Genomic DNA, 23,433 nt, shown 5'->3' with positions numbered 1-23,433 from the left:
CGGGGTGGCCGTCGTTACTTGGCCGACGCGGTCCAGACCGGCTTGCCGTCGGCCTGGATGGTCTGGGCCCAGGTCTTCTGGACCAGCGACACCACGGCGTCCGGCATCGGGACATAGTCCAGCTCGGTCGCCATCTTGGAACCGTTCTTATAGGCCCAGTCGAAGAACTTCAGCGCTTCGGCCGAAGACGCGGCGTCCTGCGGAGCCTTGTACATCAGGATGAAGCTGGCGCCGGTGATCGGCCAGCTCTCCGCACCCGGCTCGTCGGTCAGCAGGACGTAGTAGCCCTTGCTGTTGGCCCAGTCGGCGTTGGCGGCGGCGGCCTGGAAGGCCTCGATCTTCGGCGAGACGGTCTTGCCGTCCTTGTTCTGCAGGTCGAGGTGGGTGATGTTGTTCTGCTTGGCGTAGGCGTATTCGACGTAGCCGATCGAGCCGTCCGTCTGCTTGACCATGTTGGCCACGCCCTCGTTGCCCTTGGCGCCGATGCCGGCCGGCCACTGGACGGAGGTGTTGGCGCCGATCTGGGTCTTGAACTTCGGGCTGGTCTTCGACAGGTAGTCGGTGAACAGGAAGTTGGTGCCCGACCCGTCAGAGCGGTAGACCGGGGCGATGGCGGTGTTCGGCAGGTTGACGTCGGGGTTCAGCGCCTTGATCTGCGGGTCGTTCCACTTGGTGATCTCGCCCATGTAGATGTTGGCGAGAACGGTACCCGACAGCTTGACCTCGCCGGCCTTGATGCCCTTCAGGTTCACGACCGGAACCACGCCGCCCATGATCATCGGGAACTGGATCAGACCGGCCTGCTCCAGCTCTTCCGGCTTCAGCGGCATGTCCGAGGCGCCGAAGGTGACCGTCTTGGCCTTGATCTGCTTGATGCCGCCGCCCGAACCGATCGACTGGTAGTTCAGGCCCGTGCCGGTCTCCTTCTTGTAGGCGTCAGCCCACTTGGCATAGATCGGGTACGGGAAGGTGGCGCCGGCGCCGGAGATGTCGGCGGCCGAGGCGACCGACAGCGGGGCGACCGACACGGACAGAACGGCCAGGGCACCGAAGGCGGCGCAGCGAACGAACGCCGAGGTCATGGTTTTCACGGCTAAACTCCCGATAGGTTTGGACGGTTTCGTTGGGTTTTCGCAAAAGCCCGGCCTTGGCCGGAGGTCGTAACCCGCCTTCTTCGTCGCGGTGACCATAGCCGCCGCCGATGACGGGTTTGTTTTGTTTACGTGTCAGTTTTATGAAACCGACCCGTTGACGGCCGGGACCGCGGATGCAGCGCGGGACTCATCGCGCGGCCCGGATTTCCTGGAGGAACAGATGCACGGCGGAGCCGAGGCTGGTCGCCTCGTGCGACAGGCTTTCCGCCACATGCAGCACGTCGCCGGCCTGGGCGCGCACCTTGGCGGCGGCCTCAGACAGGCCGGCGACATGGTCAGACGCCGCCTGGGTGCCGACCGCGACACGGTGGGAGCTGTCGACGATGCTCGACGTGATGGTCGCCTGCTCCTCCACCGCTGCGGCGATGGCCGAGGCGTTGGATTCGATGCGCTGGACGCTGCCGGTCATGGTCGCGACGACCTCCGCCGTCTGGCGGCTGGCCGCCTGGGTGGCGGCGATCTGGCGGGCGATCTCGGCGGTGGCCTGGGCGGTCTGGCCGGCAAGCGCCTTGACCTCGCCGGCGACGACGGCAAAACCGCGGCCCATCTCCCCTGCCCTCGCCGCCTCGATGGTGGCGTTCAGCGCCAACAGGTTGGTCTGACCGGCGATCTCGTCGATCAGGCCGACGACGGTGCCGATCTCCCCCGCCGTGCTCGACAGGTCGGCAACGGTCGCCTTGACCTGCTCCGCCCCGGCGGCGGTGTCGCCGATGATGCGGGCCGATTCGCCGGTGCGCTTGCTGATCTCGGCGATGGACTGCGAGATTTCCGAGGCAGCGGTCGCCACCTGCTGAATCCCCGCCGCCATCTCGCCGGACAGCTGCATCGCGGCCTCGGCACGGTCGTTGGCATTGGCGGCGATGTCGGTCAGCGAGCGGGCACGGGCGGCCATCTGGCGGGCGGCGTCGGCCAGCGTCTCGACGCTGCTCAGCACGTTGCGCTCGAACTGGTCGGCGATCTCCAGCATGCTGGTGCGGCGGGCCGACGCGGCGTTGCGGCGCTCGATCTCCACCTTCTCGTGCGCTTCTTCCATGGCACGGGCGTTGGCGATGAAGACGAACAGGGCACGGGCCATGTCGGTGATCTCGTCGTTGCCGTCGGCCTTCTGCTCCACCGTCAGGTCGCCGCCGGCGACCCGGCGCATGGCGTCGGCCAACGCCTCCATCCGGCCGACGACCCGGCGCCCAACATAGAGCGAGACGATCAGCCCGGCCAGCAGCACGCCGGCGGTCGCCAGCATGATCTGCACTTGGTTGGTACGCTCCAGCGCCTCATGGGCTGCGGCGGCGCCATCGGCCGTCGCCGTCTGCGCCGCCTGGACCAGCCCGTCGACCATGGCGGTCAAAGCGGCGCCGGTGCGGCGGTTGCTGTCGATCAGCGTGGCATTCTCGGCATAGGCAGCCAGTTCACCGGCACGCAGTGCCAGAATGCCCTCGTTGCCGAAGCCGAGATCGAGCAGCCGCTCGGCCAGCCGGCGGACCTCGGGGCCCAGATCGTCGCGCGACTCAGTCAGGGTGCCGCGGATCGTCGCCGCCAGCGGGTCCAGCGTGCGACGGGCGGCGGCCAGCCGGGCCGGCGTTTCGGCGTTGCCAGCCTCCGCCAGCTTGCCGGCCAGCAGGTTGGCGTCGGCCATAAGATCGCTCAGCACGGTGTAGCGATGTTGGGCCGCTGGCACGGTGTTGGTGGACAGATCCTGCATCCGCTCGGCGATGGCGTTGCCGGCCTCGGCGATGCGGCCGCGCGAATTCAGCATCAGCGGCAGCATGCGGGCGTTGGCGTCGCGGTCGAGCCGCACAATGTCGTCGACGCTGGCGTTCAGCGACTCGGTCAGCTTCTGCGCCTCCGCCTCGGGAATGCCGGGGGTCAGCTGGCGGACGCGACGGGTGTAGACGCTGGCATCGCCGTCACCGAAGGCGGCAAGCTCGTTGATCATCGCCGCCACCGGGGCCGCCGCTTCGCTCTTCGCCAGCGGGCGCAGCGCACCTTGCAGATCCGACAGGGCGGAGTCGAAGTCGGTGGACAGCGACATCACTTTGGACCGGTTGGTTTCAAAGGCGCCGATCAACAGGGATTTGGCGAGAGCGGCCTCTGCGCCGCGCAGCTGGAACAGCGGGATCACCGTCTGCCCGAGTTCGGCTCCGATGACCGCGGAGGATTGCGAGGTCGCCTCCACCATCGCTGCGATCGCCTGGGCCAGTTGCCCGCGCGAGGCTTGCATGTCGGGCTTCAGCGCGGCGAGCAGTTTGGCATGAGCATCGCTCAGTTCCGCCAGCCGGCCGCTGCGCTGTTCCTGCAAGGTCAGCCGCCGGCCGGTCGCCGTCCCCAGCGCGTCGATGGTGCCGAGCAGCGTGCGCGCGGTGCCGGTCAGCTCGGCAACACGGTCGGCATCGCCGCCGCTATGCCCTTGCCCACCGGCCAGTTGGGCGAGCTGCCCGTCCAGCGTCCGGCGCTGCTCGGCCACCGCGGTGCGCAGCCGGCCCAGATCCTCGTCGGAGGACGCGGCGTCGATCAATGGCCCCAGCGCCAGCACCCGCGCCGTGGTGGTCGCAAGCCCCTGAGCGGCGCTGAGCACCGGAACCTGCGTTCCCGTTATGTCGGCGACATGGCCGCGGACGGCGCCGTAGGACATCCAGCCGACCACCGCCGCGATGCAGGGAAGTGCCGCCACGGTTCCGAAGGCGATCAGCATCTTCGACTTGATGCCGGACCGCCGGCGCTGGTCGATAGGCTTTGCCATATGGCCCACCCGTGGCTTGGAGATTGTCCGTCCCGCGCCCGCGGTTCTCCGCGGGCCGGCGGCGCCATGGGTAGCCCTTCTGGTTGGATGATTCGGTGACGGTTGGATGAAGTTTTCGCTACGCACAATCGAAAGAGTGACGGGAACGGGAAATCATCCGTCCCGCGGCTGTTCATAGTGAATCGATCGTAAACAGCGCGCGAAAGCAAAAGCGGCGCCCGGCTCTGCCGGACGCCGCTTTACTGCACGTATTCCGCGTAAAAACTTTGGAGCGAACGCAGGCCTTATACCGGTGGCGCCGTCCGCCGCAGGCTGTCGCGGTCGGATGCCTCGGCGAACCATTCGGTCAGCGCCGGTCGATCCTGGCGCCAATCCTCGTGGCCGAAGCGGAAATCGAGGTAGCCGAGTGCCACCAGGACCGCCAGACGGCCGATGGTCGGCTCACCTCCCAGTGACGCGGCCTCCGCCTCCAGCAGATCGAGTGAGCGGGCGACCGCCTTCCGCTGGCGCTCCATCCAATTGGCCGATTTCTCACCGTCCGGGCGCATGGATTCCAGCCGGCGCAGGATGGCGGCGTCGCAGATGCCGTCGGCGATGGCCTGCTGGCGCAGTGCCGTCCAGCGCGTCGGACCAGCCGGCGGGACCAGAGGCGCCCGGTCGCCCAACGAATCGAGATACTCGACGATCACCGGGCTGTCGAACAGGGTGGTGCCGTCCTCCAGCGTCAGGGCGGGCACCTTGCCCAACGGGTTGTCCTTGGGCAGATCGGTATCGGCAGACCAGGGATCGGTCGCCACACGCTCCACCCGGTCCTCCAGCCCGCGTTCGATCAGGACCATCATCACCTTGCGCACATAGGGCGAGGTGGGGCTCCAGCGCAGTTTCATCATGGGCGCTCCCTCCGCTTTCGATCGGTTGAAAACAGACTAGCGTCGGACGGAGCCGCAAATCCATGCCCCGCCCCGCAGCCTTTTCGACAATCCTCACCCGCGGAAATGGTCCTTGCGCCGGCGCAGCTCGGCGAAAACCTCCACCGCCGGGGCGCCGGCCATGCCGATGGCGGTCTGGACGCCGGGATCGTCGGCGCGCAGGAAGGGATTGGTGCGCCGCTCAATGCCGATGGTGGTGGGAATCGTCGGCCGGTTCCGGTCGCGCAACTCCGCGACCTCCTCCATCCGCTGACGCAGCGCGGCGTTGGCCGGATCGACGGTCTGGGCGAAGCGGCCGTTCGACTGGGTGTATTCGTGGCCGCAATAGACGCGGGTCTGGTCGGTCAGTGCCCGCAGGCTTTGCAGCGACTCCCACATCTGCGCCGGCGTGCCCTCGAACAGCCGTCCGCAGCCCAGCGAGAACAGCGTGTCACCGCTGAACAGCGTCTCCGCCGCCTCGAACCAGAAGGCGATGTGGCCGCTGGTGTGGCCGGGCACGGCAAAGACGCGGGCGGTCTGTTCACCGAACACCGTGCGGTCGCCGTCGCCGAGCATCACGTCGAGGCCGGGAATGCGGTGGGCGTCGGCACGAGCACCGACCACGCTGGCGCGATAACGGTCCTTCAGCGCCGCCGCGCCACCGATATGGTCGTCATGGTGGTGGGTCAGGAAGATGTGGGTCAGGGACCAGCCGCGCCGCTCCAGCTCCGCCTGCACCGGCGCGGCGTCGCCGGGATCGACCACGCCGACCTTGCCGGATGCCGCGTCGCGCAGCACATAGATATAGTTGTCGGCGAAAGCCGGAACGAGAATGACCTCCACGGCAGCGGACTCCCTGCTGTTGCGATACGAAACCCGTGTTACGCTTGGGATACCATGTACACAGATATCGTCGATCTGAGGGAGTTCTACGAGTCCGGATTGGGGCGCACCGCCCAGCGGATGATCCGCCGGCGCATCCGCACCATCTGGCCGGACGTGCGCGACCAGATCGTTCTCGGCGTCGGCTACACCACACCCTACCTGCGTCCCTTCATGGGCGAGGCCGACCGGGTGGTGGCGGTGATGCCGGCCAGCCAGGGCGTCAGCTTCTGGCCAGCGGAAGGACCCGGCATGGTGGCGCTGGGCGACGAGGCCGACCTTCCCTTCGGCGACAACACCATCGACCGCGTTCTTCTGGTCCATGGGCTGGAAGGAACCGAACAGCTGCGCCCGATGATGCGCGAGATCTGGCGCGTGCTGGCCGGCGGCGGCCGGGTTCTGGCGGTGGTGCCCAACCGTCGCGGCCTGTGGGCCCGCGCCGACTGGACGCCCTTCGGCCACGGCTTTCCCTACTCGGCCTCGCAACTCAAGCAGGTGCTGCGCGACACCATGTTCGTGCCGGAACGCACCCGCCACGCCCTGTTCATGCCGCCCTTGCGCTCGCACTTCCTGCAAAAGACCGCACCGGCTTGGGAAGAGGTCGGCAGCCGCTGGTTCAAGGCCTTCGCCGGGGTGACGATGATCGAGGCGTCGAAGCAGATCTTCGCCGGCGTGTCGCGCCGGGCGGCCCAGCAGCCGGTGAAGCGCCGGCTGATCGTGCCGCTGCCGGGTGGTGCCGCCCCCGCCGCCCGCAGCGGCAACACCCGCACCACGATCGCCCGCACCACCATCACCGGCGGCGACTCCGTCGACTGCCAGCAGCCTTATCCCCGGACTTGATCAATTGCGAGCCTGACGCAGCACGTCGGTAACCCGGCCGGCGAGGCCGCTGCCCAGGCTGCCGGCCCGGTCGGCGATGGTCCGGCTCAGCGTGGTCAACTCCTCAAGCGTGCGGGTCACGCCGCCCAGCGTCTGTTCGGCATCACCGATCCGCTGTTCCGCCGCCATGGCATCCTGGCGGGAGCGGTCGAGCGAGCGCGCGACGTCCGAGGTCAGGGTCGCCTGCTCGTCGATCGCGGCGGCGACGGTGCCGTTGATCGCCTGGATCGAGCCGATGGTGGAATGAATGCGGCCCAGAGCCTCGTCCACCGCGGCGGTTTCCTTCTGCAGGTTGGCGACCTGATCGGCGATCTGCTTGGTGGCGTCGGCGGTCTGCCGCGACAGCGCCTTCACCTCGTTGGCGACGACGGCGAAGCCACGCCCGGCTTCCCCCGCCCGCGCCGCCTCGATGGTGGCGTTCAGTGCCAACAGGTTGGTCTGGCTGGCGATCGCGTTGATCAGCTTCACCACACTGGCAATCTGTTCTGCGGCGGAGCGCAGGGAGTTCATCACCGTGGTGGCACGGTCGCTGTCCGATGCCGCGGCGAGGCTGATTTCCCGCGCCTTGCTGGTGTCGCCGGAAATCTGGTCGGAGGTGGAGGCAAGCCGGTCGAGCATGCCGGCGATGGCGCTGACCGACCCGTCCACGGCGCGCGCCGCGCCGGCTGCATCGGCGGCCTGCCGCAGCCCCTCGGTCCCGGCGGATCGGACGGCGACAACCGCCGACTCCAGCTTGCGGCCGGCATCGGCCAGTTCGGCGGCGAATCCGCCGACCTCGCGTTCCACCCGCTCGGACAGGTCGCGCATCAGGCTGACTCGGCGGGTCTCCGCCGTTTCCGCCCGCAGGGTCGCCAGCACCCAATGGCGGGCGAGGCGGGCGAAGCGGCGCGCCTGATCGGCCGGTGCCGCGATGGCGAGCGCACCGACCCGCTCACCGTCCAGATCGATGGCGATGACATAGCCTTCCCTCATGGCGCCACCCGATTTGGCCGCCTCATCACGGGTGACGGCGCGCTCGTCCAGCCGGCGGGCCGTGATATCGCTGGCGACCGGATGGTTGGTGCCGATCCGCTCCCGCGCGGTGGAGGCGACGACTGCACCGCTCTTGCCGGCGATGGAGACGACGGAGTCCAGCTCACGGCCGATGGAGTCGCAGAGTTCCTGTGCAACGGTAGCGCTGATGTCCAAGACGCTTCTCCCCTTTTTCCGTTTATGGTTTTCCATTGTTGCTTAACGGCATGGCGCAGCATGCGGAACCACCCATCGGAGAGCAGGCGCCAGACCCGAGCAATTATCCGATAGTACATCCAACATTTATGAACGCGGAGTTGAAAGAATGACGCAGCCGACCATTCTGGTTCTTCCCGGCCTCGGCGACTCCGGGCCCGATCACTGGCAGAGCTGGCTGGAAGGCCGGGTGCCCGACCTGACCCGCGTCGATCTGGGCGATTGGGACGCACCGGAGCCGGAGCGATGGGTGGAGCGGCTCGACTCGGCGGTCCGTGTTGCCGCCGGTCCGGTGGTGCTGGTCGCCCACAGCCTCTCCTGCATCCTTGTCGCCCGCTGGGCAGCAGGAAGCAGTGCTGCGGATAAGGTCGCCGCCGCCCTGATGGTCGCCCCGCCCGATGTCGAATCGGCCCGGATCGTGCCGGCCGGGGCCTGCCGTTTCGCCCCGGTGCCGTCCGATCCCCTGCCCTTCCCGGCCGTGGTGGTCGGCAGCCGCAGCGATCCCTACTGCACCGCCGCCCGCGCCTGCGGCTTCGCCGCGCTGTGGGGCGCCGACTTCATCGACGCGGGCGAGGCCGGCCACATCAACAGCGCCAGCGGCCACGGCCCCTGGCCGATGGGCGAGACACTGCTGAAGGATCTGTTGGCCCAGATCTGAAACCACCTTTTCAACCAGCCTCTTGCCGCTGCGGTCGAAAGGGTGCGACACAGGACGCGTCGTCGCGCGCCCGCCAGCGGACTGGAGCTTATGACCGGCATTTCCATCGTCGAGGCCGCACCGGCCAAGCTGAACCTCTACCTGCACGTCACCGGCCGCCGCGCCGACGGCTATCACGAACTGGACAGCCTCGTCGCGTTCGCCGAGTTCGGCGACAGCATCGCCCTGACACCGGTTGCCGCACGGGTCGCCCTGCGCGGCGCCGACCTGCCGCCGGCCGGCCCGCGTCTGGCCATCGCCGGCCCCTTCGGTCCGGCCTTGATGGGCGAGACGCCGGCCGACAATCTGGTGATGCGCGCCGCCCATGCGCTGGCCCTCCGCCTCGGCCGCGAGGCCGACGTGATGATCGCACTGACCAAGGCTTTGCCGGTCGCATCGGGGATCGGCGGCGGATCGGCCGATGCCGCCGCCTGCCTGCGGGCGCTCGCCCGGCTGTGGGACGTGCCGCCCGGCGACCCGGCGCTGTTCGCGGTGGCCGCCGGGCTGGGAGCCGATGTGCCGGTCTGCGTCGCCGGGCAAAGCTGCTATTTCAGCGGCATCGGCGATGTGCTGGACGAGGCGCCGGAACTGCCGGACACCCATGTGGTTCTGGTCAACCCGAACGTCCCGGTGCCGACCCCGGCGGTTTTCAAGGCGATGGCCGCCGCCCGCGCCCGGAACGGCGCCGGCTTCTCCGCCCCCGCCCGCTTCACCCGCAAGCCGGCCGATGCGGCCGACCTCGCGGCGCTTCTGCTGGAGCGGAACAACGACCTGACCGCGCCAGCGCTGACGGTCGCCCCGGCGATCGCCGACGTGCTGGCGGCTCTGGAGCGCAGCGCCGGCTGTCTGCTGCCCCGCCTGTCCGGCAGCGGCGCCACCTGCTTCGGCCTCTACGCCACGGCGGCGGCGGCCGAATCCGCGGCCAAGTCCATCGCGGCGGCGGAGCCCGGTTGGTGGGTCAAGCCGACCCGCCTGCGCCCCACCCCCGCCGACGCCCCGGCCCTGCCGCGCGGCATCGTCGCCGATCCCGCCGCAGCCGTCCCGCCGCCCTCCGTGCCCTTCCCGGACACCGGCGGCTGGGGCGTGGGCTGATGAAGGCTTACGCCCGCATATAGCCCCAGCCGTCTGCCTGCGCCTCGGCGATGTCGAGGACGCCGGCGGCGACCACCGTCAGCCCTTCGGCGGTCCGGCCGGTCTTCGCCAGGGTATTTCCGCAGACGCGCAGATGCCGGTCGGTCTCGGCATCAGGAGTGTCGAGCGCCGCAGCGACCGCGCCGGCATTGACGACGATGCGCACCTCCGCATCAGGCCGCGCCTTCAGCAGGTTGCGGGCGTTGTTGCGCGCCCGCTCCAGCGCTGCCGGGGTCGGAGCATGGATGACCAGGCGCAGGTTCGACGCCATGTCGGTCACTTTCCCTTCGCCGCATCGTGGAAGGAGAAGTCGAACAGCGCGTCGACATCCACCGGCTCGGTGATCTGGTCCAGCGACTGCTGGAAGGCCTGCATCCGCTTGGTGGAGTCCAGGATCACCCGCGGGTCGTCGACGAAGGTCGTCGCGTCGGAGGTCAGCGCCGCCCGCATCACCTCGCGTTCGACCAGCCCCTTGCCGATGATGTCGGTCACCAGTTCGGCCGTGCGGTCCGGGTTGGACTTGGCGAAGGCGGTGGCGCGGATGTGCAGCTTGACCAGCGCGGCCACCGCGTCGCGGCTTTTGGCGATGGCGTCCTCCGTCACCACCAGCACCGCCCCCGGCTGCTTGGGGAACATGCTGCCAGCCTTGGCGACGATGGCGGCATCCTGAAGACGCGACTGCACCAGCGTCAGGATCGGCTCCAGGATCGAGGCGCCGTCGATCGCCCCGCTCAGCAGCGCCTGCTGCAAGGGCTGTTCGCCCATGCCGACGATCTCGATATCCTCCGAGGAGATATGGGCGATTTCTGACATCCAATAGCGCAGCACCGTGTCCGGCACCGAGCCGGCCGGCAGCGAGCCGATCTTCGGCCTCCGGCCGTTGGCTGCACGGAAGGCCTTGATCCCCTCGGCCGGGCTGGCGGCACCGGCCATCGCCTTCACCAGCGGACCACGGCCGATCAGCGCCACCTGATCGATGACGTTGGCGGCGACGACCTTCAGCTTCACCCCTTTCGAGCGGGCGATCATCGCCGGGCCGATGCCGACATAGGCGACGTCCAGGGTCCCGGACGCAAGCGCCTGGATCATCGCCGGCCCCGACTGGAAGCTTGTGGTCTGCAGCGCCAGTCCGGCCTCGGCGGCCCATCCCTCGCCCGTCAGCACGTAGAGCTGCGTCATCGGAATGATCGGAATGTAGCCGACGCGCAGGCCCGTCGCCGCGAAGACGGGCTGCGACAGGGAAGCGGTGACCGCGGCAACGCCCAGCGCCGCGGCGCCCGCCAATAGATCGCGCCGGCTGAACCGGTGACTGGTGTCAGGACATTGGCCCGGCGGAATGGTCTGCGGCATGACGGTCTCCTTTTGCCGCGCCACCCTAGTGCGCCGGGCTGTGAATTTCAATTCACGCCCGCCCACGTTCGCCCATGCCCGGGACTCTCCTGATTCTACAATCCGTGCCCGTCTTACCCTCAGACCGGCAGCCGGCGGCGGACCGGGCGGATCAGCCACAGGTTCAGCGCCAAGCTGACCAGCGCCGCACCACCGATCACCCCGGCCATCGGCAGCGCGCTGCCATCGGCCATCAACCCGACCGCCCAGCCGGACACGGCACCGCTACTGAATTGCAGCATGCCGGCGAGGGCAGACGCGGTGCCAGCCATCTGCGGGAAGGACTGCAACGCCCCGGCCATGGAGTTGGCGAAGCAGAAGCCGGTGACCGACATGAACAGGAACAGGCAGCCGACCAGCCCCCACAGCCCGCCCCAGCCGCCCAGCACGCAGGCGACCAGCAGGATGCCGCTTGCGGCCGACAGCCAGACGCCGATCCGCAGCATCATGTCGGAGCCGAAGCGCATCACCGCGCGGCTGTTCAGCGTGTTGACGATGATCATGCCGACGATGTTCAGCCCGAACAGGAAACCGTAATTCTCCGGCTGTACGCCGAACAGCTCGATGTAGACGAAGGGCGAACCGGAGATGAAGGCGAACATCCCGGCATAGATGAACGATGATCCCACCGCATAGCCCAGGTACCGCCGGTCGGTCAGAAGCTTGCGGTAGGACTCCGCCAGCACCATCGGGCGCAGGCTGGTGCGCCGCGTCTCCGGGTGGGTTTCCGGCAGGCTGGCGAGCGCCAGCAGCGCCACCACGCCGAAGGCCGCCTGGGCCCCGAAGATCCAGCGCCAGTTGGCCCACACCAGGATCTGGCCGCCGATCAGCGGCGCGATGATCGGAGCGGCGCCCATCACCAGCATCATCATCGACAGGACGCTGGCCGCCCGGTCGCGTTCGAAGACGTCGCGGATCATGGCGCGGACCAGCACAGGCCCGGCACAGGCCCCCACCGCCTGCACGAAGCGCCAGACTGCCAGATGCCCGACGTCGACGGTCAGCGAACAGCCGACGCAGCCGATGGCGTAGAGCAGGATGCCGGTCGCCACCGGGATGCGCCGTCCGAACCGGTCGCTCAAGGCACCCCACAGCAGCTGACCGACGCCGAAGCCCAGGAAGAAGGCCGACAGCGTCCACTGCACCTGATCCTGCGCCGCATGCAATTCCCGGCCGATCGCCGGCATCCCGGGCAGATACATGTCGGTGCCCATCGGCCCGAACGACATCAGCACGCCCAGCGCCGCGATGAAGAACGGGCTTTCGGCAGGCGAACGGGAACGGACGGCGGCAAGGCGCGCGAGCATCGGTAAATCCGGATATGAAGGGATGGAGAATCGGCCGGACGGAGTCCGCAGCTTTTAAGCTGATCCCTTCCCCCGCGGACGCAAAGTCCTGTCTCGGCATAGCAGCCTTGAGAGAAGCGCGACTTAATGACGCCGCGACAATCTATGTTCTGAACGGTTCATGGTGGCGGCAGCGTAACAAAATTCTGGTTCGGCCCAGTGATCCATGCCTAAAATTGAATCCGGATCATGCGCTTCCACTCAGCCTGAGGCCGCGCCATGCCGCACCCAACCCGCCGGTCGGTCCTGTCCTTCGGTGCTGCCGTCACTGCATTGGCGATGCTGCCGAGCCAGTCACGGGCCGCAGCCATTCAGCCCGGTTTGATCTATGCGGCGGGTCAGAAATTCGACAAGAGCTTCAACGAGGGCGCTTTCGCCGGGGCGGAGCGGTTCAGGACAGCCACCGGCATCGCCGTCGCCGAATATCTGCCCTCCACACCGGTGCAGTTCGATCAGGCGGCGGCCTCGCTGCTGCGGCGCGGGGTGACCGATCTGGTCGCCATCGGTTTCTACTATGCGACACCGCTGGCCCGACTGGCCCCAGCACATCCGGGGGTGCGCTTCACCCTGATCGACGCGGTCGCGGAAGGGCCGAACATCCGCTGCGTCACCTTCAAGGAGCAGGAGGGAGCCTTTCTCGTCGGGGTGCTGGCGGCGCTGGCCTCGAAAACCGGGACGGTCGGCTTCATCGGCGCGCTCGACATTCCGCTGATCCGCAAATTCATCGCCGGCTTCGAACAGGGTGCCCGCCATGCCCGGGGCGACATCAAGGTTCTGGTGAATTTCGTCGGCACCACACCGGCTGCCTTCAACGATCCCGCCACCGGCGCGGAGGTGGCGCGCAGTCAGTTCCAGCGTGGCGCCGACGTGGTGTTCGCCGGGGCCGGCGTGTCGAATTTCGGCATCTTTGCCGCAGCGAACGAGGGGCGGAGGCTGGCCATCGGCGTCGACAGCAACCAGAACTATCTTTATCCCGGCACCATCCTGACCTCGATGCTGAAACGGGTCGATCTGGCCGTGGAATCGAGTTTCGAGGCGGCCCGCCAGGGCAAATGGACGGCCGGCACGGTGGCGCTCGGCCTTGCCGACTCGGCGGTCGATTATGCCCTCGACGAAAACAACCGCGATCTCGTGACGACCGAGATGATCGAGGCGGTGGAGGCGGCGCGCCGGGGCATCGTTGCCGGCCGTATTCCGGTGGCGGACGGAAGCTGATCCGCCCCTACGCCGGCGCCTCGAAGGGTTGCCAGCCACGGGCGGCGGACAGGTCGGCGCCTTTCAGGGTGGCGAAACTGGTCTTGATCGCCGTCAGGTCGGTGCCGCGCAGCACCACGCCGGCAAGGCTGGCGTCGCGCAGATCCGCACCGTTCAGCCGCGCCTTGGCGAAGCTGGTCGGCCACAGCCGGCTGCCATCGCCACTGAGGTCGACCTTGCGGAACTTGGCCCGCCACAGCTTGGCGCCGGCGAGATTGGCCCCCTCAAGATTGCAGCCGGACAGGTCGGCGCTCGTGAAGTCGGCATCGCGCAGGTCGCTGTAGGACAGATCGGCCATCATCAGCTTGGCGCCGGAGAAATCAGCTCCGCGCAGCCCGCAGAACCGCATCACCGCCCCGCACAGCAGCTGGTTGGCGAAATTGTAGCCGCGCAGATCGACCCGTTGCAGCTGGATGCGATCGCCGCCCTTGCCAAGCTTGTCCACCCAGATTTGATGTTCGGCGATCAGCTCGCTCATCCGTGCCGCGGTGGTGGTCAGGCCGGTACCGTCGACATCGACCCCGTGCCGCTCCAACGCCGTGCGCAGCTCGTCGTTCAGCCGGGCGCCGCACATCAGCACGCCGTCCAGCGTCGTCTTGCGCATGGTCGCCCCGGTCAGGTCGGCACCGATCAGGATGGCGCCGCTGAGATCGCTGCCGGTGAGATCGGCCCCGGACAGGTCGCTGCCGCTGAAGTCGCACTGCGCCATCCGGCAATCGGTCAGCACGGCATCGGACAGGCTGCAGCCGACGAAGGTGGTGGTGCCGTCGGTGTTGCCGGCCGCCCGGAATTCGCCGCTGTCCAGCACCATGCCGCGGCGCAGGTCGGCACCCTGGAGGTTGGCGTTCAGCAGCCTGGCGCCATCGACCCTGGCCCCGCGCAGGTCGGCGCCCTGCAACTGAGCCCCGGACAGATCGGCCTTCGACAGATCGGCGCCATAGAGATCGGCCTTGGACAGCAGCGTCCCGACCATCCGCGCCCGCGTAAGACAGGCCCCGGTCAACTTGGCGCCCGACAGGTTGACGCGGTTGAGGCCGAGTCCGGTCAGATCGTAGAAGCTGAGATTGGCGCGCCGCCCCTGGCCTGCGGGGTCGCGCAAAAGCCATTGCTGGTGCCGCACCAGCGAATCGCGAACCGCCCGGAGGTAGCGTTCATCCATCATGCGGCGCGTCGTTGCCCCGGCATTTTCGTCCCGGACACGCTGTCCCGGACTGTTGGCGTCCTGGATGTTACCGAAACCGGTTCAATTCCGGAAGGTGGCAGCCGTCGAACCTTCGACCGATCGGCAAGAATCTTTTGCCGCAGGAGCATTTCCGGTCTGGAATACACCGGATTGCCGGTCACAACCGCGTGATCCGCGTCTTCCCCGGCTTGGGTAGGCGGAACGGCGACCCAATATAGGGGGCTCAGGATACCGATCATCTGCATGGGAGACCGGCGGCATGCCCGAATCGGACAAGACGCTATCGGACAAAAGCGAGCAGGCGAAAAGCGAGCAGGATTGGAAACGGGAGCTGTCGCCCAACCAGTTCAAGGTTCTGCGCGAGCATGCCACCGAATATCCGGGAACCAGCCCGCTGAACGATGAGAAGCGTCGCGGCGTCTACCGCTGCGCCGGCTGCGGCCAGCCGCTCTACGCCAGCGACACCAAATATGAAAGCGGCTCGGGCTGGCCCAGCTTCTGGGAGCCGCTGCCGGACGCCGTGGAGACCTCCACCGACCATAAACTGGCCTATCCGCGAACCGAGGTCCATTGCGCCTCCTGCAAAGGACATCTCGGCCATGTGTTCGACGACGGGCCGCGTCCGACAGGCAAGCGCTATTGCATGAACGGCGTCGCCATGAGCTTCGAGCCAACGGAAAAGTCCGACTGACCAGCAGAACTATGACCGGCCGCCTGCTTTCCTTGTCCTGTTCGGCGCCGGGTCATAAACCCTCCCAAAAAAGGCGGGTTTACCCTTATTTCGGCTAAAAATGACAACCCTGACACGGAGCGCGATGGTATGATGCGCTCCGTGCGACGGGTTGTCGCGAGGGCATCGCCGCCCTTCGCCTGCCGTGGCACCATGCGTCGACAGACCGGCGCAAGAATTCGGCGCGGCTGGCGGAGGGCGAATGGTCATTTCGACCGAATTCCTGGGGATGCTGCTTCTGATCGCCAGCGCCGCCGCGCTTGGACTGTCCATCGTCGTCGACGTCGGCCGTGTCAGCGCGGAAAAGACGCGCGAAGCGATGAACCAGCGCCAGTATGACAAGAAGCGCGCGGCACTCGCCGAATGGCGCCAGAAGACAGAACGCAAGCGGGTCGACCTGATCACGCTGCAGGCGCGCCTCACCGAGTTCAACGGCCGGCGCCAGAAGGCCCTGACCGAACTGCGGGCGCTTGAGTTCTCCAAGATCGAGTTGGTCCATGAACTGGGCGATCTGGACGGCGACGGCGACATCTATTGGGCGCAGCTGGCGGTCGGCCCCAACTTCAACGAGCTGGACCGCAAGGACATCATCTTCTCCCGACAGATTTGGGAATATCGCAACGTCGCCCACATCACCGCCCCGTCGGCAGAACAGGCCCATATGACGGTGCGGACCAGCTTCTCCGACCGCAACGGGCTGATCTGCTCTCCCGTGGTTCCCCTGGCGCTCGCCCCCGACCCGGAAGTCGAGGCCACAGCGGCATGACTGGGGGCAGCATGATCGGGGGACGCATGATGGAGACGGCACCATGACCGGCATGATGCTGTATTTCGCGCTGGGCCTGATGGTGCTGACCGTCCTGTCCAACCGTTATTGGCGCCGTCAGCTGGTTGTGACGCGGATCGCGATGTCCAAGCTGAAGGAGAAGGTGGACGACGTGACCAAGGAGGTCGCCGACGTCGCTTCCGACTATGCCCAGCTGGCGCACCATTATGCGGATATGGAAAAGCGCGTCCAGAAGGCGGAGATCGACATGCAGGCGGCCATTCTGGAGCTTGACCAGAAGAAGTCGGCCGCCATGCAGCGCTATTTCGTCTTCGACCGGAGCGAACCGCGCCCCGGCCGTTTCTGGGAGGTCGCGGTGCGCTGCCAGCCCGGCGGCGCCAGCCTGTCAGACCAGCGGGGATTTCGCGGCTGGACCGGGGTGCGCCGCGTCCTGCTGATCGCCGATGGCGATCGCGAGGCCCGCGAGCGCGTCGCCGCCCGCTATCCCCGCAAGGCCGGCTTCGAAATCGTCGAGGTCGCCGGCTGCCGGTTGAATGGTCTGACCGTCAACCGCATCTCCGAACTCAGCACCTTCCGCAAGCCGGGCAAGCCGGAGGACGAGGGTGCCGCGGCCGCCCGCCCGCAAAAACGGACCTCACCCGCGCAGTCTTGATTCCGGCCGTCCTTTCCCGAGGCTGACAGCGCCCTATCTGCATTCGGGCCATGCCGAAACATGTCCTGAAACGACAAAAGCCGAAACGCCGGGTGTTCACCCCTCTCCTGCTTGTACCGCTGCTGGGCGCCTGTTCCGGCCCGCAGATCGTCGACGCGCTCACGCCGCGATCGGGCTACACCGTCACGACCGGCCTGCCCTTCGCCGACGATCCGCGCCTGCGGTTGGATCTCTACCGGCCCGACCAGCCGGCGCCGGGCGCGCCGACGGTGGTGTTCTTCTACGGCGGCAATTGGGAAGACGGCGACAAGAGCATGTACCGCTTTGTCGCTCAGGCGCTGACCAGCCGCGGCTACAGCGTCGCCATTCCCGACTACCGGCTCTATCCGCAGGTACGCTATCCGGACTTCCTGCGCGATTCCGCCGCCGCGGTCGCCTGGGTCCGCCGCCATGGCGCGGAACACGGTGCCCAACCTGGACCGGTGGCGGTGATGGGCCACTCGGCCGGCGCCTACAACGCGCTGATGCTGACGGTGGACCGGCGCTGGCTCGCCGAGCAGGGGCTGGACCCCGCCCGCGACCTGCGCGCCGCGGTGGGGCTGGCCGGCCCCTACGACTTCCTGCCCCTGCAAAGCGACATGCTGAAAGATCTGTTCGGACCAGAGGAGACGCGGCCGGACACCCAGCCGATCAACCATGTCGCAGCGCCACCGCCTCCGCTGTTCCTGGCAACCGGCACCGCCGACGAGACGGTCCTGCCCCGCAACACCCGCCATCTCGCAGCGAGGGCGCGTGACGTTGGTGCAAGCGTGCGCACGGTGGAATATGACGGCATCGGCCACGTCCGCATCATTGCCGCGCTGGCCGCACCGCTGCGCTGGCTGAACCCGGTGCTGGACGATGTCGACGATTTCCTGAAATCACTGCCGGACGCCGGAAGCTGATCGATCCAGCCGATCAGCTCCCCGGTCAGTCCAACCAATCAGCCAGCCCGATCAATCGACTGCGGCCTGGAACATGTATCCCATGCCATGGACGGTGACGATGCGGGTGGGATCGGCCGGGTCCAACTCCACCACCCGGCGCAGGCGGCGCACCAGCCGATCGATCGAACGGTCGTAGGGCACAGAATCGCCGCGCAAGGTCAGGTCGAGAAGATCGTCGCGGCTCAGAACCCGCCCAGGATTTTCGACGAAGGCGGCAAGCAGCTCGAACTCGGCGGAGGTCAACCGCGCGTCCTCCCCGTCGGGACCGCGCAGGCGGCGCTTGTCCAGATGCAGCTCCCAGCCGTCGAACCGCTTCACCCGTCCACCGGCCGGCCGGGTCGGCTTGGCGATACGACGCAACAGGCTGCGGGTGCGGGCCAGGATCTCGCGCGGCTCGAACGGCTTGGTGATATAGTCGTCGGCACCCAGCTCCAGCCCGATCAGCCGGTCCATCCGATCGGACCGGCCGGTGATGAGAATGATCCCGATGTTGGAGGCCGCCCGCAGTTCCCGCGTCACCGCCAGACCATCCTTGCCGGGAAGCCGGATGTCCAGCAGCAGCAGGTCGATCCGTCCGCGCGCCAGCAGCGCCGACAGTTGATCGCCGTCCCGCGCCAGCATCACCCGATAGCCCTCCCCCTCCAGGTAGGCCTTCAGGGTTTCGCGGGTGATGGGATCGTCGTCGACCACCGCGATGGTGTGCATTGTCCCCCGTACCGGACTGCGATGGGTGGCGGATTGTCTGCCACACCCCACACCGAAGCTATCGGTTCCGGCAACCGGACACAAGGTGGCGTGTAACGGAACTGCGACAGGGATTTGCGGATTGTTCCGCTCTGAAATGCGCACCGATGGGGACAATCGCGCGGACCTTGCCAGCGGTTCGGGACAATGCCACATTTGTCCCCATGACAAACTGGACCCCGAACTTGGAAGGCCGGCCCGGCCCGCTCTACCGCGTCATCGCCGACGCGCTGGCCGACGACATCGCCGAGGGCGTGCTGGCGACCGGCACACGGCTGCCGACGCATCGCGATCTTGCCTTCCGCCTGGGCGTGACGGTGGGCACGGTAACGCGCGCCTATACGGAGGCTGAAAAGCGCGGGTTGATCGGTGGCGAGGTTGGCCGCGGCACCTTCGTCCTGGGGCAGCGCCCGCCGACAACCCCTCTGCCGCTCGGCTGGATGCCGCCTGGGGAGACCGCGTCCGGTCCGGCCATCGTCAACATGACGACGCTCCGTTCCGAGCATGCGGTGGCTGTACAGACCTTCGGCCAGACGCTGTCCGCCATCGCGGCCTCCGGGCATGCGGCGACACTGATCGGCTACGGCCCCCATGGCGGCCTGCCCGACCATCGCGCCGCCGCCGCCCTCTGGCTGGAGCGCCAGCACCGGGTGAAAGCGACCGCGGAGTCGGTGCTGCTGACCACCGGCGCGCAGAACGCGCTGGCCGTGACGATGGCCGCCGTCGCCCGCCCCGGCGACGTCATCCTGGCGGAACGGCTGACGAACATCGGCACCAAGGCGCTGGCCGCGACCCAGGGCTATCACCTGGAAGGTGTCGCGATCGACGAGCATGGCCTGGTCCCCGACGCCTTCGACAGCGCCTGCCGCCGGCTGGGACCGAAGGCGGTCTATCTGGTGCCGACCCTGCAGAATCCGACGGCGGTGGTCATGCCCGCAACCCGCCGGCGCGAGATCGTCGAGATCGCCCGCCGCTATGGCGTGATCCTGATCGAGGACGACGTGTTCGGCTTCATGGTGCCGGATGCCGTGCCGATGCAGACGATGGCGCCCGACATCACGCTCTATGTGTCCAGCGTGTCGAAAAGCCTCGCCGCCGGGCTGCGGCTGGGCTTCGTCGTCGCCCCGCCGGAGCTGCGCACGCGCGTCGAGACCGCCATCCGCGCCCTGCAATATTCAGCCCCCGCCCTCCCGGCGGAGGTGGCGTCACGCTGGATCCAGGACGGCACCGCCGACCGCATCGTCGCCACCCAGCGGGAAGAGGATCTGGCCCGCCAGCGGCTCGCCCGCTCCATCCTGCCGGCCGAGACGATCTGCGGCCATCCGGCAGCCCAGCACCTGTGGCTGGTCCTGCCCGAACCTTGGCGCCGCGAGGATTTCATCGGCGAAGCCCGCCGCCGCGGGGTGATCGTCACCGGTGCCGATGCATTTGCGGTCGGACGCGCCAGTGCACCCCACGCGGTGCGTGTCGGACTGTGCATGCCGCGCAGCCGCGACGAGGCAGCCTGCGGCCTGCGCGCTCTTGCCGATGCGATCGACGCACCGGCGGCGGCTATGCTGTCGATCGTATGAGGACCGGGGACGTGTGAGCGGCCGAAAGTCGCTCACACGTCCTCCGCCAACCCGCATCTCCAGCATGGCTGCCCGGCCGCAGGGTCGTGACCGAAACCGCCGTAACAAGGCTCGCTGCCGGACGTCGCCCTCCCACTCCGCGAAATGGGGTCCGCCGGACGGTAGAGCCCTGTTGCGGAAGGATTCGTGGGACCATGAATGCTGAGTCTTGGCGGGTCGGCGGCATTGCGCTGGCAGCGGGCGTCATGCTGGTCGCAGCACCGGCTGGCGCGATGACCTTACAGGAAGCCCTGGCACGTGCCGAGGCGACCAACCCGACGCTCGCCGCCGAACAGGCCCATCTGCGTGCGGTGGACGAGCAGATTCCGCAGGCGATGTCCGGCTATAAGCCGACGGTGACGGCGACGTTGGGCATCGGCCGCGACCTGACCAACACCCGTTATCAGGCCGGCGGCGGTGAACGGACGGAAACCAACGCGAAGAGCGCATCGATCAGCGCCAGTCAGCCGCTCTACGATGCCACCGTCGCCCCTGCCGTGCGCCGGGCGGAGCGGCTGGTGGAGGCGGAACGGGCCACCCTGCTGGCAACCGGGCAAACCGTGCTTCTCAACGCGGCGACCGCCTATATGGACGTGGTCAAGAACCAGGAGCTGGTTGCGCTGAATGCTGCGAACGAAAAGCTCCTTCAACGGCAACTCAAGGCGGCGCAGGACCGCGCCCGCGTCGGCGAATACACGCGCACGGATGTTGCCCAGGCCGACTCCCGCCTCGCTCAGGCCGTTGCTTCGCGGCTTTCCGCCGAAGGCACGCTGGAGAGCGCCCGCGCCACCTTCGAGCGGCTGGTCGGGACGGCACCGGGCACGCTCGCCTCGCCCAAGCCGTCCTTCCGCCTTCCCCGGACGATGGAAGAGGCGGCGTCCCTCGCCCGGGCCAACAATCCATCGGTCCTCAGCGCCGCCTACACCGAAGACGCCCAGCGCCATCGGATCGACCAGCAGTTCGGCCAGCTGCTGCCGTCCGCGAGCCTGTCGGCCAGTGGGTCGCGGACCTGGGATCCCGGCCGCGACGATGGGGTCGACTACACCCGGACCGACAGCCTGACCGCCAGGGTGCAGGTGGTGGCCCCGCTCTACCAGGCCGGCCTGCCCGATTCCCAGGTGCGCGAGGCGAAGCAGACCGCGCAGCAATACCGCCTGCAGACGCAGGACCAGGGCAACCAGAGCGTGGAGAGCGCCGTCACCGCCTGGGCCGCTCTGGAGGCGGCGAGAGCGAACATCCAGTCCTACCGCGACCAGATCAAGGCCGCCCAGACCGCGCTGGACGGCCTGCGGGAGGAGGCGAAGGTCGGCAGCCGCACCTTGCTGGACGTTCTGGATCAGGAACAGGAACTCTTGAACAGCCGCGTCAATCTGGTGAGCGCGCAACGTGACGAAACGGTCGCCGCCTTCCAGCTGCTGGCCGCCTGCGGGCAGCTGTCGCCGGAACAGCTGGGTCTGACGAAGGCAAAGCGGTGAGGGAGGCATCCGGAGGGGGCACCACTGGGATGGCGGTGGGAAAATCCTGCCGCCCCGCCGGTCCAAACCTGCCGCCCGGCACAGAGAGAGCTATAGCAAATCTATTTATATCAACGCTTTAGCTTTGGCCTGCATTCTGCAAACCCCTTGATCGCCATTTCCTGACGGGAATGCGGAACGAGGGGAGCCCACCATGGTCAGCCTGTCCAGTTACGCCGATGTCGGCAGCATGGCCCAAAGCCTGCAGCAGTCGATCGATGCCGCGGTCAAGCGCGTGCAGCAGCAGGCGACGGGCAATGGCGGTGCCATCGGCAATGTCCAGGAATACGAACAGAACGTCGCCAAGTCGGCGATGAACACCGCCCCCTTCGCGACGAACATCGGTACGCTGGTGAAGGACACCAGCCGGCTGAACGTCTTCAGTTCGCTGGCTTCCAACGATCCCGCCGACTTCTACAAGTTCAACGTCACCACGTCGGGGCCCGTCACGCTGGGTACGGTCGGCGATGCCGGCGTCCGGCTTCAGCTGATGGACCGCGGCGGCAAGATCATCGCCGACAGCAACAAGGATGCCGGCGCCACCTATGACGCCTTCCAGAAGCTGAAATCAGGCCAGATGACGCTGGACAAGGGCGACTATACCCTTCGCGTCGCCCGCGACAAGGACGTGCCGGTCAAGGACGCCAAGAGCTACGGCGTCCAGCTGCGCATGGGGAACTACAGCAAGGACTACGACACCATCGCCAAGCAGCCTGCCAAGGGCGACAACCCCTTCGGCGGCAACACCAAGCTGCAGGGCCTTGCCTCGATCCTGGGGGCGGGCAGCGGTTCGTCCAATCCGGCCTCGATCATGCTGGGCGGGTCCGGCGGCAGCTATGGCGGACGCGGCTCGCTGCTGAACGCGCTGCTGTAACCGGCAGGCACCTCAAACCAGCCGGTCCCGCCCCGATTCCTTGACCAGAAGGACCGCCTGGGTGCGGCTGCCGACGCCCAGCGCCTTCAGGACACCGGTGACGTGGGTCTTGACGGTGGACAGATTCAGGCCCAGCCGCTCGCCGATCTCCTGGTTGGACAGGCCTTGGGCCAGCAGATCCAGAACCTCCAACTGGCGACGGGTCAGCCCGTCGAAAATGCCGGATGCCGCCGACCGCGGAGTGGCGGCAGCCGCAGGGGCGGGCGCCCCCGGCATGCCCAGCACCGGCGGCACATAGGATCCGCCGGCCATCACCAGCCGCAGGATGTTTACCACCAGAACATCGTCGGTCGACTTCGGAATGAAGGCGCGAACGCCGCGCGACAGCACCGCGCGCATCTCGTCCGGCGACTCGATCATCGAGAAGATGGCGACCGGGACCGGTGCGACACGCCTGACCAGCGCCTCCACATCGTCCAGTCCGCCCAGGCCCGGCATGCGCAGATCCATCACGATCAGGTCGAAGGCGGCTCGCCCGCCCTGCCCCCCATCCTTCATCGCGCCGTCAAGGATGGCGTTCAACTGGCTGAAACTGGTCGCAGCCACCACGGTGGCCTGCTCGTCCAGTTCACCAACCAGATGGGTCAAGCCGCTGCGGACGATGGAATGATCGTCGGCGATCAGAACCTGCATGTAACGTCTCGGACCGGAGATGCCTTGGGTACCGCACCGTCATACGCTGACGCAAC

At 67.7% G+C, this 23,433-nt stretch carries 22 protein-coding genes; 11 read left to right on the top strand and 11 right to left on the bottom strand.

Annotated elements, in window-relative coordinates; genetic code table 11:
* Positions 1 to 14: 14 nt before the first annotated feature.
* The 4 genes from pstS to gloB all read right to left on the bottom strand — a co-directional run bounded on the left by pstS (position 15) and on the right by gloB (position 5,642).
* A complete protein-coding gene (pstS, locus tag E6C72_RS29490) occupies positions 15 to 1,082 on the bottom strand; it encodes a phosphate ABC transporter substrate-binding protein PstS (RefSeq protein WP_109865165.1) in 1,068 nt (355 codons plus the stop codon).
* 199 nt (positions 1,083 to 1,281) lie between these two features.
* On the bottom strand, positions 1,282 to 3,891 hold the full coding sequence (locus E6C72_RS32675) for a methyl-accepting chemotaxis protein (protein ID WP_282183313.1): 2,610 nt from the start codon (positions 3,889 to 3,891) through the stop codon (positions 1,282 to 1,284).
* Between the two features lie 284 nt (positions 3,892 to 4,175).
* Positions 4,176 to 4,781, bottom strand: a complete 606-nt coding sequence (locus E6C72_RS29480) for a glutathione S-transferase N-terminal domain-containing protein (protein ID WP_247876132.1) — start codon at positions 4,779 to 4,781, stop codon at positions 4,176 to 4,178.
* A gap of 93 nt (positions 4,782 to 4,874) precedes the next feature.
* Entirely contained in the window at positions 4,875 to 5,642 is a 768-nt protein-coding gene (gene gloB / locus E6C72_RS29475) for a hydroxyacylglutathione hydrolase (RefSeq protein ID WP_109865166.1), read from the bottom strand.
* A 54-nt stretch (positions 5,643 to 5,696) separates the two neighbouring features.
* Between gloB and E6C72_RS29470 the strand changes: the two genes are divergently transcribed.
* Complete coding sequence (locus tag E6C72_RS29470) at positions 5,697 to 6,521, top strand: methyltransferase domain-containing protein (RefSeq protein ID WP_109865167.1); 825 nt, start codon at positions 5,697 to 5,699, stop codon at positions 6,519 to 6,521.
* On the opposite strand, the gene E6C72_RS29465 is transcribed toward E6C72_RS29470, so the two are convergent.
* Positions 6,522 to 7,748: a methyl-accepting chemotaxis protein gene (locus tag E6C72_RS29465; protein ID WP_109865168.1), complete on the bottom strand. Its 1,227-nt coding sequence runs from the start codon at positions 7,746 to 7,748 to the stop codon at positions 6,522 to 6,524.
* A 148-nt stretch (positions 7,749 to 7,896) separates the two neighbouring features.
* Here E6C72_RS29465 and E6C72_RS29460 point away from each other — a divergent pair, with 148 nt between their 5' ends.
* Entirely contained in the window at positions 7,897 to 8,445 is a 549-nt protein-coding gene (locus E6C72_RS29460; protein ID WP_109865169.1) for an alpha/beta hydrolase, read from the top strand.
* Between the two features lie 90 nt (positions 8,446 to 8,535).
* Positions 8,536 to 9,576 carry a 4-(cytidine 5'-diphospho)-2-C-methyl-D-erythritol kinase gene (locus tag E6C72_RS29455; protein WP_109865170.1) on the top strand — a complete coding sequence of 347 codons (1,041 nt, stop codon included), beginning with the start codon at positions 8,536 to 8,538 and terminating at the stop codon, positions 9,574 to 9,576.
* Positions 9,577 to 9,583: 7 nt separating this feature from the next.
* Here E6C72_RS29455 and E6C72_RS29450 read toward each other — a convergent pair whose 3' ends face one another.
* From E6C72_RS29450 to E6C72_RS29440, 3 genes are all read right to left on the bottom strand, one after another.
* Positions 9,584 to 9,886, bottom strand: a complete 303-nt coding sequence (locus tag E6C72_RS29450) for a hypothetical protein (RefSeq protein ID WP_109865171.1) — start codon at positions 9,884 to 9,886, stop codon at positions 9,584 to 9,586.
* A gap of 5 nt (positions 9,887 to 9,891) precedes the next feature.
* Positions 9,892 to 10,965, bottom strand: a complete 1,074-nt coding sequence (locus E6C72_RS29445; RefSeq protein ID WP_109865172.1) for an ABC transporter substrate-binding protein — start codon at positions 10,963 to 10,965, stop codon at positions 9,892 to 9,894.
* A 119-nt stretch (positions 10,966 to 11,084) separates the two neighbouring features.
* Positions 11,085 to 12,311: a Bcr/CflA family multidrug efflux MFS transporter gene (locus E6C72_RS29440; RefSeq protein ID WP_109865173.1), complete on the bottom strand. Its 1,227-nt coding sequence runs from the start codon at positions 12,309 to 12,311 to the stop codon at positions 11,085 to 11,087.
* Positions 12,312 to 12,569: 258 nt separating this feature from the next.
* Between E6C72_RS29440 and E6C72_RS29435 the strand changes: the two genes are divergently transcribed.
* On the top strand, positions 12,570 to 13,565 hold the full coding sequence (locus E6C72_RS29435) for a BMP family protein (RefSeq protein WP_109865174.1): 996 nt from the start codon (positions 12,570 to 12,572) through the stop codon (positions 13,563 to 13,565).
* Between the two features lie 7 nt (positions 13,566 to 13,572).
* Here the strand turns inward: E6C72_RS29435 and E6C72_RS29430 are convergent, their stop codons facing one another.
* Positions 13,573 to 14,766 (bottom strand): pentapeptide repeat-containing protein, encoded by a 1,194-nt coding sequence (locus tag E6C72_RS29430; RefSeq protein WP_109865175.1) that lies wholly within the window; start codon positions 14,764 to 14,766, stop codon positions 13,573 to 13,575.
* Between the two features lie 280 nt (positions 14,767 to 15,046).
* On the opposite strand from E6C72_RS29430, the gene msrB reads away from it, so the two are divergent.
* The 4 genes from msrB to E6C72_RS29410 all read left to right on the top strand — a co-directional run bounded on the left by msrB (position 15,047) and on the right by E6C72_RS29410 (position 17,900).
* Complete coding sequence (msrB, locus tag E6C72_RS29425; protein WP_109865176.1) at positions 15,047 to 15,478, top strand: peptide-methionine (R)-S-oxide reductase MsrB; 432 nt, start codon at positions 15,047 to 15,049, stop codon at positions 15,476 to 15,478.
* A 241-nt stretch (positions 15,479 to 15,719) separates the two neighbouring features.
* Positions 15,720 to 16,283, top strand: a complete 564-nt coding sequence (locus tag E6C72_RS29420) for a hypothetical protein (protein WP_109865177.1) — start codon at positions 15,720 to 15,722, stop codon at positions 16,281 to 16,283.
* A 43-nt stretch (positions 16,284 to 16,326) separates the two neighbouring features.
* Entirely contained in the window at positions 16,327 to 16,956 is a 630-nt protein-coding gene (locus tag E6C72_RS29415) for a hypothetical protein (protein WP_109865178.1), read from the top strand.
* Positions 16,957 to 17,048: 92 nt separating this feature from the next.
* A complete protein-coding gene (locus E6C72_RS29410) occupies positions 17,049 to 17,900 on the top strand; it encodes an alpha/beta hydrolase (RefSeq protein WP_211100509.1) in 852 nt (283 codons plus the stop codon).
* A 51-nt stretch (positions 17,901 to 17,951) separates the two neighbouring features.
* Here the strand turns inward: E6C72_RS29410 and E6C72_RS29405 are convergent, their stop codons facing one another.
* The gene (locus tag E6C72_RS29405; protein ID WP_109865180.1) at positions 17,952 to 18,647 is read right to left on the bottom strand and encodes a response regulator; all 696 of its coding nucleotides are present in this window, start codon (positions 18,645 to 18,647) and stop codon (positions 17,952 to 17,954) included.
* A gap of 203 nt (positions 18,648 to 18,850) precedes the next feature.
* Here E6C72_RS29405 and E6C72_RS29400 point away from each other — a divergent pair, with 203 nt between their 5' ends.
* The 3 genes from E6C72_RS29400 (at position 18,851) to E6C72_RS29390 (ending at position 22,684) form a co-directional block, all read left to right on the top strand.
* A complete protein-coding gene (locus E6C72_RS29400) occupies positions 18,851 to 20,257 on the top strand; it encodes a PLP-dependent aminotransferase family protein (protein ID WP_109865181.1) in 1,407 nt (468 codons plus the stop codon).
* 194 nt (positions 20,258 to 20,451) lie between these two features.
* Entirely contained in the window at positions 20,452 to 21,771 is a 1,320-nt protein-coding gene (locus tag E6C72_RS29395) for a TolC family outer membrane protein (protein ID WP_109865182.1), read from the top strand.
* A 193-nt stretch (positions 21,772 to 21,964) separates the two neighbouring features.
* Positions 21,965 to 22,684, top strand: coding sequence for a hypothetical protein (locus E6C72_RS29390; protein WP_109865183.1), 720 nt, complete (start codon positions 21,965 to 21,967; stop codon positions 22,682 to 22,684).
* 12 nt (positions 22,685 to 22,696) lie between these two features.
* Here E6C72_RS29390 and E6C72_RS29385 read toward each other — a convergent pair whose 3' ends face one another.
* The gene (locus E6C72_RS29385) at positions 22,697 to 23,377 is read right to left on the bottom strand and encodes a response regulator transcription factor (RefSeq protein ID WP_109865184.1); all 681 of its coding nucleotides are present in this window, start codon (positions 23,375 to 23,377) and stop codon (positions 22,697 to 22,699) included.
* Between the last annotated feature and the right edge of the window lie 56 nt (positions 23,378 to 23,433).

Source organism: Azospirillum sp. TSH100, from assembly GCF_004923295.1.
Classification (GTDB): domain Bacteria; phylum Pseudomonadota; class Alphaproteobacteria; order Azospirillales; family Azospirillaceae; genus Azospirillum.
This window is presented reverse-complemented; position numbering and strand designations above follow the sequence as displayed.